Origin of the sequence: Vogesella alkaliphila (assembly GCF_014652475.1) — a bacterium.
In the GTDB taxonomy this organism is placed as follows: Bacteria; Pseudomonadota; Gammaproteobacteria; order Burkholderiales; family Chromobacteriaceae; genus Vogesella; species Vogesella alkaliphila.
The window spans coordinates 31,735-47,474 of record NZ_BMYW01000012.1 but is presented as its reverse complement, the minus strand read 5'-3'; the positions used below and the strand labels follow the sequence as shown (position 1 = coordinate 47,474).

At 69.9% G+C, this 15,740-nt stretch carries 13 protein-coding genes; 11 read left to right on the top strand and 2 right to left on the bottom strand.

What is annotated here, in order from left to right; translation table 11 throughout:
* The first annotated feature begins 31 nt into the window (after nt 1-31).
* The 5 genes from purD to IE100_RS14725 all read left to right on the top strand — a co-directional run bounded on the left by purD (nt 32) and on the right by IE100_RS14725 (nt 4,994).
* The gene (purD, locus tag IE100_RS14745; protein ID WP_189375173.1) at nt 32-1,309 is read left to right on the top strand and encodes a phosphoribosylamine--glycine ligase; all 1,278 of its coding nucleotides are present in this window, start codon (nt 32-34) and stop codon (nt 1,307-1,309) included.
* 129 nt (nt 1,310-1,438) lie between these two features.
* Nucleotides 1,439-2,164 carry a substrate-binding periplasmic protein gene (locus IE100_RS14740; protein ID WP_189375171.1) on the top strand — a complete coding sequence of 242 codons (726 nt, stop codon included), beginning with the start codon at nt 1,439-1,441 and terminating at the stop codon, nt 2,162-2,164.
* Nucleotides 2,165-2,223: 59 nt separating this feature from the next.
* Complete coding sequence (tsaC, locus tag IE100_RS14735) at nt 2,224-2,796, top strand: L-threonylcarbamoyladenylate synthase type 1 TsaC (protein WP_189375169.1); 573 nt, start codon at nt 2,224-2,226, stop codon at nt 2,794-2,796.
* Nucleotides 2,797-2,816: 20 nt separating this feature from the next.
* Entirely contained in the window at nt 2,817-3,485 is a 669-nt protein-coding gene (gene tolQ, locus IE100_RS14730) for a protein TolQ (protein WP_189375167.1), read from the top strand.
* 129 nt (nt 3,486-3,614) lie between these two features.
* The gene (locus IE100_RS14725; RefSeq protein WP_189375165.1) at nt 3,615-4,994 is read left to right on the top strand and encodes a class II fumarate hydratase; all 1,380 of its coding nucleotides are present in this window, start codon (nt 3,615-3,617) and stop codon (nt 4,992-4,994) included.
* Nucleotides 4,995-5,022: 28 nt separating this feature from the next.
* Here the strand turns inward: IE100_RS14725 and IE100_RS16565 are convergent, their stop codons facing one another.
* Together IE100_RS16565 and IE100_RS14715 are read right to left on the bottom strand one after the other, a co-directional pair.
* Nucleotides 5,023-6,462 (bottom strand): methyl-accepting chemotaxis protein, encoded by a 1,440-nt coding sequence (locus IE100_RS16565; RefSeq protein WP_189375163.1) that lies wholly within the window; start codon nt 6,460-6,462, stop codon nt 5,023-5,025.
* A complete protein-coding gene (locus IE100_RS14715) occupies nt 6,459-7,001 on the bottom strand; it encodes a PAS domain-containing protein (protein ID WP_189375161.1) in 543 nt (180 codons plus the stop codon). The genes IE100_RS16565 and IE100_RS14715 overlap by 4 nt, the downstream gene beginning before the upstream one ends.
* Nucleotides 7,002-7,257: 256 nt before the next feature.
* Between IE100_RS14715 and yedA the strand changes: the two genes are divergently transcribed.
* From yedA to nagE, 6 genes are all read left to right on the top strand, one after another.
* On the top strand, nt 7,258-8,130 hold the full coding sequence (yedA, locus tag IE100_RS14710; RefSeq protein WP_189375159.1) for a drug/metabolite exporter YedA: 873 nt from the start codon (nt 7,258-7,260) through the stop codon (nt 8,128-8,130).
* A 361-nt stretch (nt 8,131-8,491) separates the two neighbouring features.
* Nucleotides 8,492-9,226 carry a GntR family transcriptional regulator gene (locus IE100_RS14705; protein ID WP_189375157.1) on the top strand — a complete coding sequence of 245 codons (735 nt, stop codon included), beginning with the start codon at nt 8,492-8,494 and terminating at the stop codon, nt 9,224-9,226.
* Nucleotides 9,223-10,338 (top strand): N-acetylglucosamine-6-phosphate deacetylase, encoded by a 1,116-nt coding sequence (gene nagA / locus IE100_RS14700; RefSeq protein ID WP_189375156.1) that lies wholly within the window; start codon nt 9,223-9,225, stop codon nt 10,336-10,338. Before IE100_RS14705 ends, nagA begins: the two co-directional genes overlap by 4 nt.
* Nucleotides 10,331-11,341, top strand: coding sequence for an SIS domain-containing protein (locus tag IE100_RS14695; RefSeq protein ID WP_189375296.1), 1,011 nt, complete (start codon nt 10,331-10,333; stop codon nt 11,339-11,341). Before nagA ends, IE100_RS14695 begins: the two co-directional genes overlap by 8 nt.
* Before the next feature lie 123 nt (nt 11,342-11,464).
* Nucleotides 11,465-13,975 carry a phosphoenolpyruvate--protein phosphotransferase gene (gene ptsP / locus IE100_RS14690; protein WP_189375154.1) on the top strand — a complete coding sequence of 837 codons (2,511 nt, stop codon included), beginning with the start codon at nt 11,465-11,467 and terminating at the stop codon, nt 13,973-13,975.
* 65 nt (nt 13,976-14,040) lie between these two features.
* Entirely contained in the window at nt 14,041-15,687 is a 1,647-nt protein-coding gene (gene nagE / locus IE100_RS14685; protein WP_189375152.1) for an N-acetylglucosamine-specific PTS transporter subunit IIBC, read from the top strand.
* The last annotated feature ends 53 nt before the right edge of the window (nt 15,688-15,740 follow it).

The following is a 15,740-nucleotide window of genomic DNA, read 5'->3' as shown; positions in this document are numbered from 1 at the left end:
GTGGCAGACCCGACCTCAAGGAAGCTGAGTCATGAAAGTACTCGTTATCGGTTCCGGCGGCCGCGAACACGCGCTGGCCTGGCGCGTGGCGCAATCGCCGCGCGTGTCCAAGGTATTCGTGGCGCCGGGTAACGCCGGTACCGCGCTCGATCCGCACCTGAGCAATGTCGCGATCAGCGCCATTCCCGAGCTGATCGAGTTTGTAAGGAACGAGCAGATCGAACTGACCGTGGTCGGCCCGGAAGCGCCGCTGGCCGCCGGCGTGGTCGACGCCTTCCGCGCCGCCGGGCTGAAGATCTTCGGTCCGACGCAGTACTGCGCGCAGCTGGAAAGCTCCAAGGACTTCGCCAAGGCGTTCATGAAGCGCCACGGCATCCCGACCGCCGGCTACGAAACCTTCAGCGACGCCGCTGCCGCCCACGACTACGTTGCCCGCAAGGGTGCGCCGATCGTGATCAAGGCCGACGGCCTGGCCGCCGGCAAGGGCGTGGTGGTGGCGATGACGCTGGACGAGGCGCACGCCGCCATCGACGACATGCTGCTGGGCAACAAGATGGGTGACGCCGGCTCGCGCGTGGTGATCGAGGACTTCCTCGAAGGCGAGGAAGCCAGCTTCATCGTGATGGTCGACGGCGACAACGTGCTGGCGATGGCCACCAGCCAGGACCACAAGCGCCTGCTCGACGGCGACAAGGGCCCCAACACCGGCGGCATGGGCGCCTACAGCCCGGCACCGGTGGTGACGCCGGAAGTGCACCATCGCGCGATGCGCGACATCATCCTGCCGACGGTGCGCGGCATGAAGGCCGACGGCCACAGCTACACCGGCTTCCTGTACGCCGGGCTGATGATCGACAAGCAGGGCAACCCGTACACCATCGAGTTCAACTGCCGCTTCGGCGACCCGGAAACGCAGCCCATCATGGCGCGCCTGAAGTCCGACTTCACCGTGCTGCTGGAGGCCGGCATCAACGGCACCCTCGACAAGGTGGAAGCGGAGTGGGACCGCCGTGTGGCAATGGGCGTGGTGCTGGCCGCCGCCGGCTACCCGGACGCGCCGCGCAAGGGTGACGTGATCAGCGCCATCCCGGCCGCCACCGACGACACCATCACCTTCCACGCCGGCAGCAGCCTCGACGACGCCGGCCAGCTGGTCACCAGCGGCGGCCGCGTGCTGTGCGTGGTCGGCCTCGGCGACAGCGTGCGCGTGGCACAGCAGAAGGCGTACGCGGTCGCCGACCAGATCCAGTTCGCCGGCAAGCAGCTGCGCCGCGACATCGGCAACCGCGCGCTGAACCGCGCCAAGTAAGGCGGACGGCAGGCAGGCAACGGCACCTTCGGGTGCCGTTTTTCATGGCCGCCGCCACGCCAAAGCGGGCGGCGGCACGCCGCGCGCGCGGTCTACACTGCAGTAAGCGTTGGCAAGAAAGGGCGTGCCATGAATTTCCTGCGTCGTGTCGGCCTGCTGTGCTGCCTGGCGCTGCCCGTGCACGCCGCCGAACCGCTGCAGCTGCGGCTGCTGACCGAGGACTACCCGCCGTTCAACATGCAGCTGGCGGACGGCCGGATCGGCGGCCTGTCCAGCGACATCGTGCGCGAGATCCTGCGCCGCGCCGGCATCGGCTACCGCATCGAGCTGCTGCCGTGGGTGCGCGCCTACAACAGCGCGGTGCTGGAGCCGAACACCTGCGTGTACTCCACCACCCGCAGCGAGCAGCGCGAGCACCAGCTGAAGTGGATCGGCCCGGTGGTGGAAAACCCGTGGGTGCTGTACGGCCGCGACGACGGGCCGCAGGAGCTGAGCAATCTGGAGGCGGCGCGGCGCTACCGGCTGGGCGGCTATTCCGGCGACGCGGTGGCGCAGTACCTGATCAGCCGCGGCTTCGAGGTCGACCTGGCGTCCAACGACGTGCAGAACCTGCGCAAGCTGCTCGCCGGCCGCATCGACCTGTGGGCGACCGGCAAGTACCTCGGCGCCGCGCTGGTGGCGCGCGAGAAGGCCGCCAGGCTGCGCCCGCTGCTGACCTTCAACACCACCTTTCTCTACCTCGCCTGCAACCAGATGATGGCGGACGGCACGGTGCGCCTGCTCAACGAGCACCTGCGAGGGATGCACAAAGACGGCACAGTGGCTAGAATCAACGCCCGTTACCTGAACGACTGAACGGAACCCGCGCTGCCGCGCGCGGTCTGTCCGGTCATGACCTTGCGACCTGCCACTACGTGAACCGTCCATTTCCCCGTCTGCCCCGCCACGGGCAACAGCGTGCCGCGCGCGGCCACCTGCAACAGGGTGGCGTGATCGCCTACGCCACCGAGTCCTGCTTCGGGCTGGGCTGCGATCCGTTCGACGTGCGCGCCATCCGCCGCCTGCTGGCGATCAAGGCACGCCCCAACCACAAGGGCCTGATCGTGATTGCGGCCAACCTTGAGCAGCTGCGGCCGCTGATCCGGCCGCTGACGCCGGCGCAGCTGGCCGTCGTCAACCGCTACTGGCCGGGGCCGTACACCTTTCTGCTGCCGGCCGCGCCGCGGGTGCCGGCGCTGCTGCGCGGCCGCCACGACAAGATCGCGGTGCGCGTCACCGCCCACGGCGAGGCGGCGGCGCTGTGCCTGGCGCTGGGCCACGCCATCGTGTCCACCTCGGCCAACCGCGCCGGCCAGCGCTCGCTGAAGACGGCGCGCGGCTGCCGCCAGGCCTTCGGCGCGCGCGTGCTGACGCTGCAGGGCCGCATCGGCAAGCGGCGCAAGCCCTCCACCATCATCGATCTCGATACCGGTCGCGTGCTGCGCTGACCGCCAACCCAGGAGCCATCGTGCAAGAACTTTCGGTCATTGGTCTTATCCTCCACGCCAGCCTGCCGGTGCAGCTGGTGATGGCGGGACTGGTGGTGCTGTCCCTGCTGTCGTGGGGCATCATCTTCAACAAGCTGGCGGTACTGCGCCGCGCCCGCCTCGCCACCCAGGACTTCGAGCAGCAGTTCTGGAGCGGCATCGACCTCAACCGCCTGTACGAGGACACCCGCCAGCATCACCGCTCCGCCGGGGTGGAGAAGCTGTTCCAGGCCGGTTTTGCCGAGTTCATCAAGCTGCGGCGCCAGGGCGGCGTCGACAATTCCGAGCAGCTGGACGGTGCCCGCCGCGCGATGCGCGCCGCCGCGCAGCGCGAGCTGGACGCGCTGGACCACCACAACAGCTTCCTCGCCACCGTCGGCTCGGTCAGCCCCTACATCGGCCTGTTCGGCACGGTGTGGGGCATCATGCACGCCTTCATCGGCCTGGGTAACGCCGGCCAGGCCACGCTGGCCACGGTGGCGCCGGGCATCGCCGAGGCGCTGATCGCCACCGCCATCGGCCTGTTCGCGGCGATCCCGGCGGTAGTGGCCTACAACCGCTTCGCCGCCGACGTCGACCGCCTCGCCGGCCGTTTCGACTCCTTCATGGAAGAGTTCTCCAACATCCTGCAACGGCTGGCCGCGCGCTGAGCCTTGCGCCACCCTGTACCGAAGCCGACGCCCCGCGTCGGCTTTTTTCATGGCCGCAGCGCGGCGGCGCACAGGGTCTACAGTGAAGCAAGCGGCAGGCGGTCGCAGGTCATGGGCAGGAGAACGACGATGGACGCAATGCGGATGGAACGGGACAGCATGGGCGAGCTGGCGGTGCCGGCCGACGCCCTCTACGGCGCGCAGACCCAGCGCGCGGTGCAGAATTTTCCGGTAAGCGGCCAGCGCCTGCCGGAGGACTTCATCCGCGCGCTGCTGCTGGCCAAGCTGGCGGCGGCGCGCGCCAATGTCGCGCTGGGGCAGCTGACGGCGGAACAGGGCGACGCCATCGCCGCCGCCTGCCGCCAGCTGCTGGACGACGCGGCGCTGATGACGCACTTTCCGCTGGACGTGTACCAGACCGGCTCCGGCACCAGCAGCAACATGAACGCCAACGAGGTGATCGCCACCCTCGCCAGCCGCGCGCTGGGGACGGCGGTGAGCGCCAACGACCACGTCAACTGCGCGCAGAGCAGCAACGACACCATCCCCAGCGCCATCCACATCGCGGCGGCGCTGGCGCTGCGCGAGCAGCTGCTGCCGGCCTTGCAGCACCTGCAGCAGACCACGCAGGCCAAGGCGCTGCAGGTCGACCACCACGTGAAGACCGGCCGCACCCACCTGATGGACGCGATGCCGGTGCGCCTAGGCCAGAGCCTGAACGGCTGGGCGCAGCAGGTTGCGGCCAACGTTGACCGCCTGCAGCAGCTGCGCCCCGGCCTGCTGCAGCTGGCGCAGGGCGGCACCGCGGTCGGCACCGGCATCAACGCCGACCCGCGCTTCGCCGCGCGTTTCTGCGCCGAACTGCAGGCGCTGACCGGGCTGGCGTTCGTGCCGGCGCCGGACTATTTCGCGGCGATGGGGGCGCAGGATACCGCGGTGGCGCTGTCCGGCCAGCTGCGCACCACCGCGGTGTCGCTGATGAAGATCGCCAACGACCTGCGCTGGATGAATTCCGGGCCGCTGGCTGGGCTGGGCGAGATCGAGCTGGAGGCGCTGCAGCCGGGCTCGTCCATCATGCCGGGCAAGGTCAATCCGGTGATCCCGGAGGCGGTGTGCATGGTGGCGGCGCAGGTGATCGGGCTGGACGCGGCGGTGGCGGTGGCGGGGCAGTCCGGCAATTTCGAGCTCAACGTGATGCTGCCGCTGATCGCCAGCAACCTGCTGACCAGCATCGCGCTGCTGGCCAACGCGTCGCGGCTGCTGGCGGACCGGGCCATCGCCGGTTTCAGCGTCAACGAGGCGCGGCTGCAGCAGGCGCTGGCGCGCAACCCCATCCTGGTCACCGCGTTGAATCCGGTGATCGGCTACGCCCGCGCCGCCGAGATCGCCAAGCAGGCCTACCGCGAGGGCCGCGCCATCATCGATGTCGCCGCCGAGCAGACCGGCATCGACCGCGACGAGCTGGCGCGGCTGCTGGACCCGGCCAAGCTCACCCACGGCGGGCTGTGACGCTGCGGCCAACGTTGGCCGCAGCCATTCAACGCTTGCCGGCCGGCGGGTTGTCGGTGGCGGGGCTGTCGGCGAGGCGGTCGAACAGCGCCAGCAGCGCGTCGCTGTGCCGTTCCAGTTCGCGCATGTCGGCGACGATGCGCGCCTCTTCCAGCGCGCCGCCGCTGGCCGCGGCACCGGTGGCGCTGGCGCCGTGGCGGCGGATCTGCTCCGCCAGCCGCTGCAGCTCGGCCTGCTGCGTGCCGCTGTCCAGCGCCGCGAGGTCGAGGCCGTCGTGGTGCTCGCCTAGCGCCTTGCCTTCTTCCAGCGCGTTGTAGGCCTGCTGCTTGTACATCACGTGGCCGATCTTCTGCAGCGACAGGTGCGACTTGTTGCGCACGCAAAGCACCTGCGCCAGCACCTGGTCGGACTGGCCGGCGAGGCTGGCGAAGCGCTGGCGGAACGACTCCACCGATTCCTTGACGTGGCCGGCGACGCTGCCGGCCTCGCCGGCGCGCGCCTGCATGTGGCCGATGCGGCTGGAGAGGGTGGCGAGGATGTGCTGCACGCGGTTGGCGGTGTCCTTGCTGCGCTCGGCCAGCTTGCGCACCTCGTCGGCGACCACGGCGAAGCCGCGGCCGGATTCGCCGGCGCGCGCGGCCTCGATCGCCGCGTTCAGCGCCAGCAGGTTGGTCTGGTCGGCGATGTCGGAGATGGCCGCCAGCGAGCTTTCGATGCCCTGCCATTCGCCGGCCAGCGCGCTGCTGGCCTCGTTCATGCTGCCGACGCTGCCGACGATGGTGTCCAGCTGGGTGGACAGCTGCTCGGCGCTGTGCAGGCTGTCGCGCGCGCCGCTGGCGGTGTCGCGGGTGATGCGGCCAACGTCGGCCATCGCCGCGCTGATGGCGCCGAGGTCCTGCTGGCTGCTGGCGAGGTTGCTGCGCAGGTGCGGGTTGCTCAGCGCCGCCAGCTGCGACGACAGCCGGTTGCGGCGCACGAAGCTGTCGTTGTCCTGCATCGCCTGGATGGCGGTGTCCATCGCCTGCAGCGAGCTGGACAGCACCCCGGGCAGGCCCTTGCTCAGCGGGCGGCGGCTGTAGTCGCCGGCGCTGACGCGGGCGAAGCAGGTGTTGACCTCCTTGAAGTAGGTCTCGATCTGGTCGAGGAAGTCGTTCAGCTCCCACGCCACCAGCCCGACCTCGCCGAGGTTGCGGGTGTCGGTGGCGCGGTGGTGCAGTTCGCCCTTGCAGGCGAGGCCCAGCTGCAGGTGCAGGGTGTCCAGCAGGCGGAAGATGCGGCCGCTGGCAACCCACAGGTACAGCGCCAGCGCGCTGCCGCCGACGACCAGCAGCGCGCCCAGCGCCAGGCGCAGCGTATCGTCGAGGAAGAAGCTGGCGGCCACGTAGGCCAGGGTCAGCAGGTTGGAGGCGATCAGCCAGTAGCCCATCTGCGCGCGCAGCAGCGGCGGCCATTTGCGACGTGGTTTCATGCCGTGGCCCCCGCTTGTTCCAGCGTCAGCACGAACTGCTGGTAGCTCAGCTGTTTTTCGGCCAGTTGCGCCAGCAGCCACTGCATCGACGCGTCCGGTGCCGCCGCCTTGCCGGCCTGCGCCTCGATCGCGCACATCTGCTGGTACAGCGGGGTGACCGCGGCGATGCCGGCGCGGGTCGGCTGGCGCCGCACCGAGTAGTAGCCGGCCAGCTTGCGCTGCGCGGTGTAGTCGGGGGTGATGTTGGCGAACACCCAGTAGTAGTCGCCCTGCGCGGTGTAGTTTTTCACCAGGCCGAAGAATTCCTGTCCCGCCTGCAGCGTCTGCCACAGCAGGCGGTACACGCCGCGCGGCATGTCGGGGTGGCGGATCAGGTTGTGCGGCTTGCCCAGCAGCTCGTGCTCGGCGTAGCCGGCGATGCGCATGAAGGTGCGGTTGGCGTAGCTGATGTGGCCGGAAGGATCGGTCTTGGTGATGATCAGGTCGTCGGGGGCCAGCTGGATTTCCCGCCCCCCGGATTGCCGTTGGGATGAGTTCATTGTGTGTCTTTTGCCAAATGGATCGGCGCCACTATACGGCGGTGCCGGCCCTGGCAAGCGGCGGGCGGACGGGCGCTTGTCCTGCGTCAACTTTGCCGCAGCCTTGCTTGGCATAGTTGCAACAGTTTGTTCCGAATTATGACAATAGTGTTGAGAATCAAGGCCGTGCCGCGGGCGAGAACAGGCTTTTCGGCATTTGCCTCTTGTGCTGCCGCGATGCGAAAGGCATCGTTGGCGGCCCAACCGGTAGACCGCCATGAACCTGACTTCGCACCAGCTGAAACTGCTCGCCGCCTTCCTCGCCCTGTACCTGATCTGGGGCTCCACCTACTTCGCCATCCGCATCGGGGTGGACTCGTGGCCGCCGTTCCTGATGGCCGGGGTGCGCTTCGTGCTGGCCGGCACGCTGATGTACGGCTTCCTGCGCTGGCGCGGTGCGGCCAACCCCACGCTGGCGGAGCTCAAGGGCGCCGCCATCCTGGGCATCCTGATGCCGGCGATCGGCAACGGCTTCGTGACGCTGGCGCAAAAGGAGGTGTCGTCCGGGGTGGCGGCGCTGGTGGTGGCCACCGTGCCGCTGTTCGCCATCCTGTTCGCGCGCCTGTTCGGCCACGTCCCGCGCAAGATGGAGCTGGCCGGCGTGCTGCTGGGCATCGCCGGCATCGTGGTGCTGAACCTGGGTGCCAACCTGCGGGCGTCGCCGGCCGGCGCCGCCGCGCTGCTGTTCGCCTCCGCCGGCTGGGCGCTGGGCTCGGCGTGGAGCAAGCACCTGACCCAGCCCAAGGGCCTGATGTCCAGCGCGATGATGATGCTCAGCGGCGGCGTCGCGCTGCTCTTGGGCAGCCTTGCCAGCGGCGAACAGCTGGTCGCGATGCCGCCGCTGTCCGGCTGGCTGGCCATGCTGTACCTGGCGGTCTTCGGCTCGCTGATCGCCTACACCGCCTACATGTTCCTGCTGCAGCACGTCAGCGCCGCCGCCGCCACCAGCTACGCCTACGTGAACCCGGTGATCGCGGTGCTGCTGGGGGTGTGGCTGCTGAACGAGCACATCGGCGCGGCCGAGATGCTGTCGATGACCATCATCCTGGCCGGGGTGGGGCTGATCGGCTGGAAGAAGGCGCCGCGCTAGCGCGCGTTCCCTGCCGATCGAACCGCCCGGATGGGCGGTTTTTTCTTGTGGGCGTGCGGCCAACCTTGGCCGCAAGTCCTTCCCTCGCGCCCCCGGTGTTGCATTTTTGATACCTGATTAATACCAGTTGCCTCGCTCCCCCAATGCCCCGCAGCGCCAGCACTGGCGCGGCCCGGCATTTTTCTGTGCTTTTCCACGTCCTGAATGCTGCGTTGCAACCTTGCCAATCATTGCAACTGGTCTACAACTGGTATTGACGTGGTTAGGCAGTGGTATTAATTTTGCGGCAACACAGCGGTTGGGACGGCAAGCAGCCAGCACGTAAACTGATGCCTTTCCAAGACCACTTGAGGATTTCGCCATGGATGAACGCTGGCAGGCACTGAAACCGGACGAGGCGCAGAGCACGCCGTTGTACCTGCAGTTCGCCCGCAAGCTGGCCGACGCCATCAACGCCGGCTGGTGGCTGGCCGACGAGGCGCTGCCGTCAGAACGCACTTTTTCCGACGAGCTGGGCATCTCGCGCGTTACCGCCCGCAAGGCGCTGGACGTGCTGCTGGAGCAGGGGCTGATTCGCCGCCGCCATGGTTCCGGCACCTTCATCACCCCGCGGCTGGAGCAACCGCTGTCGCGGCTGACCAGCTTCACCGAGATGCTGAAGCAGAAGGGGTTTGAACCGTCGTCGGTATGGCTGGAGCGCAGCATCGCCACGCCCACGCACGACGAGGTGATCAAGCTGGGGCTGTCGCCCACCGCGCAGGTGGTGCGGCTCAAGCGCCAGCGGCTGGCGGACGGCGTGGTGATGGCCATCGAGCAGAGCACGCTGCCGCTGGCCTACCTGCCGGACCCGCAGGCGGTGGGCAGCTCGCTGTATGCCTTTCTGGATGCCGCCGGCCACCCGGTGGTGCGCGCGCTGCAGCACATTCGCGCGGTGAACGCCGGACCGGACATTGCCGCCAGCGCCGGCATCAAGCAGGGCGAGGCGATGTTGTTGATGACGCGTATCGGCTACACCGCCGACAACGTGGCGATAGAACTGACCGACACCTGGTGTCGCAACGATTACTACGACTTTGTGGCAGAGCTGAGACGATGAACACACGGGTACTGCAGGGACGCATGCTGACCACCGCCGGCTGGCTGGATGGCGAGCTGCATCTGGACGACAACGGCCGCATCGCCGCCATTGACGGCCGCCTGGCCGGCGCGGGCGAGCCGGCACGCTACCTGCTGCCCGGTTTCATCGACCTGCACGTACACGGCGGTGGCGGGGTGGACATCATGGAAGCGGGCCTTGCGGCCAACCATGTAGCCCGCACCCACGCCTGCTTCGGCACCACTTCGCTGCTGGCCACCACCATGACCGCGCCGCGCGCCGAACTCTCCCGCGTGCTGATGGCGCTGGGCCAGCTGGCGGGCGAGCGCGCCAGCGGCTGCGCCCGCATCCTCGGCGTGCATCTGGAAGGCCCCTACATCAACCCCGGCAAGCTCGGCGCCCAGCCGGACGACGCCGTGGCGGCGGTGATGGACGAGATCGACTACTACCGCAGCCTGGCGCCGCTGAAGGTGCTGACGCTGGCGCCGGAGATCGCCGGCCACCACGAGGTGATCCGCCGCCTGAGCGAAGACGGCATCCGCGTGCAGCTGGGCCACACCTTGGGCAGTTACGAAGAAGGCGTGGCTGCGCTGCAGGAAGGCGCCAGCGGCTTCACCCACCTGTTCAACGCCATGACCGCGCTGCACCACCGCGAGCCGGGCATGGTGGGCGCCGCGCTGGCGCACGCCGAATACGCCGAGCTGATCCCCGACCTGCTGCACGTGCACCCGGGGGCGATGCACGCCGCGCTGCGCGCCATTCCGCGCCTCTACTGCGTAACCGATTCCACCGCCGCCGCCGGCATGCCGGACGGCGAATACAAGCTCGGCTCCCACACCGTGACCAAATGCATGGGTGGCGTACGCCTGGCCGACGGCACCCTGGCCGGCAGCACCCTGACCATGGATCAGGCGCTGCGCAACCTGGTGCAGATCGGCCTGCCGCTGGCGCAGGCCAGCAACCGCTTGTCGCTGTACCCGGCCGATTACCTGGGCGTGGCCGACCGTGGCCGTCTGGAAACCGGTGCCTGGGCTGACATCGTGGTGATGGATTCCGACCTGTTTGTGCAACACGTGTACGTAGAAGGAGAGTGCCTTGAGCCTGATGCTTGATGAAGCCCTGTTTGCCGCCGAAGCGGTAGCCGCCCAACACATGTACGCCGACGAAGGGCTGGCGCTGCTGGGGCGCGAACTGGCCAAGGCACAGCCGCAGCTGGCGCTGACCGTGGCCCGTGGCAGCTCGGACCATGCGGCCAACTATTTCGCCTACCTGGCGATGCAGCGCACCGGCACCCCGGTGGTATCGCTGCCGATGTCGCTGATCACCCTGCACCACGCGCCGCTGGCGGTGCGTGGCCAGCTGGCGGTGGCGCTGTCTCAGTCCGGCCGCAGCCCGGACCTGGTGGACACCATGGCGGCGCTGTCCAAAGCCGGCGCCCGTACCGTAGCGCTGGTGAACCAGCCGGATTCGCCGCTGGCCGCCGCCTGCGAGTGGTCGCTGCCGCTGTGCGCCGGCGCCGAGAAGAGCGTGGCCGCCACCAAGAGCTATATCGCCTCGCTGTCCGCCGTCGCCCGCCTGGTGGCGCACTGGCAGCGCGACGCCGGCCTGCTGGCGGCGCTGGAAACTCTGCCGCAGGCACTGCTGGAAGCCACCCGCCAGGACTGGTCGCCGGCCATCGACGTGCTGAAGAACGCCGAACGCATCATGGTGGTGGGCCGTGGCCTGGGCTTCGCCGTGGCGCTGGAGGCGGCACTGAAATTCAAGGAGACCTGCGCCATCCAGGCGGAGGCCTTCTCCGGCGCCGAGATCAAGCATGGCCCGATGGCGCTGATCGACGACGGCTACCCGCTGCTGATCTTCGCGCCGCGCGGCCCGGAACAGGCCGGCCTGATCGCCCTGGCCGAGGAGATGCGCGGCCGTGGCGCCCGTGTGCTGCTGGCGGCGCCGGCGGACGTGGCCAGCCGCGACCTGAGCCTGGCCGTGGCCGGTGACGAAGCGCTGGACCCGCTACTGGCGATCCAGAGCTTCTACCTGATGGCGGCGCGCCTGTCCGAGGCGCGCGGGCTGAACCCGGATGAACCGCGCCACCTGAACAAGGTGACCTGCACGCTGTAAGGCGTCGCTGCCGGCGGCAGCACCACGCCGCAACAACACTCACAAGAACAACACACACAAGCACGACTGCGCGTACGGCTGGGGAAAGCCGCACCCGCAACACACAGAGAACGGAGGCATCCCATGTCCGCAACCATCACGCTGGCCGCGCCGTTGAGCGGCCTTGCGCTCCCCCTGTCTGCCGTGCCGGACCCGGTGTTTGCCGGCGGCATGATGGGCGCCGGCCTCGCCATCGAGCCGCTGTCGTCCACGCTGCTGGCGCCGTGCGCCGGCGAGGTGATCCAGCTGTCCGCCACCGGCCACGCGCTGACCCTGCGCGCGGCCAACGGCGCCGAGGTGCTGCTGCACATCGGCATCGACACCGTGAAGCTGTGTGGCGCCGGCTTCACGCCGCTGGTGGCCACGGGCGCGCAGGTGGCTTGCGGCCAACCCTTGATCGAGTTCGACATCGACGCCATCGCCCGCCGCGCGCCGTCGCTGCTGACCGTGATCGTGGTCAGCAACGGCGACGCGATGACGCTGTCCGACAGCGCCAGCGGCCCGGTGCAGGCCGGCGCCGCCGGCCTGCTGACCATCCGCGCGAACTGCGCAGGTGAAGCGCCGGCGCCGACCGCCAGCACCGCGCCGGCCTGCAGCGACAGCGCGCGGGTGGCGCACGAGGGCGGCCTGCACGCGCGCCCCAGCGCCTTGCTGCAGGGCATCGCGCGCCGTTTCGACGCGCAGCTGGACATCGAATTCAACGGCCAGCGCGCCAACGCCCGCAGCGTCACCGCGCTGATGGCGCTGGGCGTCGGCGAGGACGACCGCGTCACCGTGCACGCCGGCGGCGCGCAGGCGGCGGAGGCGCTGGCGGCGATGCTGGCCGCGCTTCAGACCGCCACCGCGGCCGGTCACGCGCCGGTAGCTGCAGTGGTGACCGCACCGGCGGCCCGCAGCGACGGCAAGCTCGGCGGCGTCTGCGCCGCACCGGGGATGGCGGTCGGCACCGTGGTGCTGCTGGCGCAGCAGGAGCGGGTGCTCGACGAGCGCGGCCACGGCGTCGAGGCGGAGCTGGCGGCGCTGGCGCGGGCGCTGGCCCAGGTGCAGCAGGCGGTGGCACAGGAGGTGGCGCAGGCCGCGGCGCGCGGCGCGCACGCCGAGAGCGAGATCTTCGGCGCCCATCTGGCCCTGCTGGACGACCCAGAGCTGCAGCAGGCGGCGGAGCATTTCGTGCACGACGGTTGCAGCGCGGCGTTGGCCTACCGCCGCGCCATCCGGCAGCAGGGCGAGGTGTTGCTGGCGCTGGACAATGCGCTGCTGGCCGAGCGCGTCGCCGACCTGAAGGATCTCGAGCGTCGCGTCATAGACGCGCTGCTGGGCGCGGCGCCGGAGCTGGCCGAGCTGCCGCCGCAGGCGGTGGTGGTCGCCGACGACCTGACGCCGTCGCAGCTGACGCAGCTGCCGCGCGAACGCCTCGCCGCGCTGGTGCTGGCCCGTGGCGGCGCCAGCAACCACGTCGCCATCCTGTGCCGCGCGCTGGCGATCCCGTCGCTGGTCGCCGCCGGCGACGCGGTGCTGGCGCTGGCCGCCGGCAGCACGGTGTGCCTGGACGCCAGCGAGGGCTGGCTCGATCCGGCGCCGACTGCGGCCAACCTTGCCGCCGCGCGGCAGCAGATCGCCGGGCGCGAGGCGCGGCGCGACAGCCTGCGCCGGCACGCGGCCGCCCCGGCGCACACGCTGGACGGTGTCGCCATCGAGGTCGCCGCCAACATCGTCAACGCGGCCGAGGCCGCCGAGGCGGTGCGCCACGGTGCCGACGGCGTCGGCCTGCTGCGCACCGAATTCCTGTTTGCCCACCGCAGCGACGCCCCGGACGAAGCCGAGCAGCGCGCCGCCTGCCAGGCGGTGCTGGACGCGCTGGATGGCCGCACGGCCATCATCCGCACCCTCGACGCCGGCGGCGACAAGGAGGTGCCCTACCTGCCGCTGCCACCGGAGGACAACCCGGCGCTGGGCCTGCGCGGCATCCGCACCGGGCTGGCGATGCCGGCGGTGCTGGACAGCCAGCTGCGCGCGCTGCTGTCGCTCACGCCGCTGTCGCGGCTGCGCATCCTGCTGCCGATGATCACCGACCTGTCCGAGCTGCAGCAGGTGCGCGCGCGCATCGACGAGCTGGCGCGCGAGATGGGGCTGAGCGAGCGGCCGCAGCTGGGGGTGATGATCGAGGTGCCGTCCGCCGCGCTGCTGGCCGAGCAGCTGGCTGCCCACGCCGACTTCCTGTCCATCGGCACCAACGACCTGACGCAGTACACGCTGGCGATGGACCGCTGCAGCCCGGCGCTGGCGGCGCGGCTGGACCCGCTGCACCCGGCGGTGCTGCGCCTGATTGAGCTCACCGTACGCGGCGCCCGCCAGCACGGGCGCTGGGTCGGCGTCTGCGGCGCGATGGCGTCGGATCTGGCGGCGGTGCCGGTACTGCTGGGCCTCGGCGTCACCGAGCTGTCGGTGAGCCCGGCGCTGGTGCCGGAGGTGAAGGCCTGCGTCCGCCAGCTGCAGCTGGCGCAGTGCCGCGAACAGGCGCAGGCGCTGCTGCAGCAAAGCTCGCCGCAGGCGGTGCGCGCGCTGCTGCAGCTGGCGGATACCGGCCAGCGCTGAACACGACACAGCGTGGCGGGCCTCGCCGCCACGACTGATCCATAAACGAGGCAGAGGAGAACACAGTGAATACTACGAGCAAATTTGCCGGTATCCAGCAGCTGGGTCGCGCGCTGATGCTGCCGATCGCGGTGCTGCCGGTGGCCGGCCTGCTGTTGCGGCTGGGGCAGCCCGACCTGCTGGACATCGCGGTGATGGCGCAGGCCGGCGACGCCATCTTCGGCAACCTGGCGCTGCTGTTCGCCATCGGCGTGGCGGTCGGTTTCGCGCGGGACAACAACGGCACCGCGGGCCTCGCCGGTGCCATCGGCTACCTGGTGCTGACCGCGGTGCTGAAGGTGATCGACGCCAAGATCAATATGGGCGTGCTGGCCGGCATCACCGCCGGCATCAGCGCCGGCCTCTTGTACAACCGCTACAAGGACATCGCGCTGCCGTCCTATCTCGCCTTCTTCGGCGGCAAGCGCTTCGTGCCGATCGCCACCGGCTTTGCCATGCTGCTGGCCGGCGTGGTGCTGGGCCAGGTGTGGCCGCCGGTGCAGCACGGCATCGACAGCGTCGGCCACTGGCTGATCAACGCCGGCGAGATCGGGCTGTTCATCTACGGCGTGCTCAACCGCCTGCTGATCGTCACCGGCCTGCACCACATCCTCAATTCGCTGGTGTGGTTCGTGTTCGGCAGCTTCCCCGACCCGACGATTGCCGGCAAGGTGGCCACCGGCGACCTCAACCGCTTCTTCGCCGGCGATCCGGGCGCCGGGCAATTCATGGCCGGTTTCTTCCCGGTGATGATGTTCGGCCTGCCGGCGGCCTGCCTGGCGATGTACCGCGCCGCGCGGCCGGAAAACAAGGCTGCGGTCGGCGGCATCCTGCTGTCGATGGCGCTGACCGCCATGCTCACCGGCGTTACCGAGCCGGTGGAGTTCGCCTTCATGTTCCTGGCGCCGCTGCTGTACGCGATCCACGCGCTGCTGACCGGGCTGTCGATGGCGCTGATGCACGCGCTGGACATCCGCCTCGGCTTCACCTTCTCCGCCGGCCTGTTCGACTACGCGCTGTCGGCGGGCAAGGGGCAGAACCCGCTGCTGATGCTGCCGGTGGGCGTGGCCTACTTCGCCGTCTACTACGGTGTGTTCAGCTTCTTCATCCGCAAGTACAACCTGATGACGCTGGGGCGCGAGGCGGCCGGCAGCACCCCAATTGCGGCCAACGTTGGCCGCAAGGGCAGCGCGCGCGCCGCGGGCTTCATCGCCGCGCTGGGTGGCGCCGGCAACCTGAAGTCGGTGGATGCCTGCACCACGCGCCTGCGCCTGCAGGTGGGCCGCAACGAGCGGGTGGACGAGGCGGCGCTGAAGGCGCTGGGCTCGCGCGGGCTGATCCGCCCGGCCGCCGGCAGCGTGCAGGTGGTGCTGGGGCCGGAGGCGGAAATCGTCGCCGACGAGATCCGCAGCGCGCTGGCGAGCGGTGTGCCAGCGGCTGACGACATCGACCGCGCGCAGTGGCTGGCGGCGCTGGGCGGTGCGGCCAACGTCAAGGCGGTGGCGCTGGTGGCCGGCAGCCGGCTGCGGGTGGAGCTGGCCGACGCCAGCCGCATCGACAGCGCGCAGCTGAGCGCGCTGGGCGCCGCCGGGGTGATGCCGCTGCCGGGCAACCTGCTGCACCTGGTGCTGGGCGCGGAGGCGCCGCGCTACGCGGCCGCGCTGCAGGTGTAGCCGCCCGCCGCTCGCGTCGGGCAACAAAAAAAGCCGCCAGACCGTACGGTCTG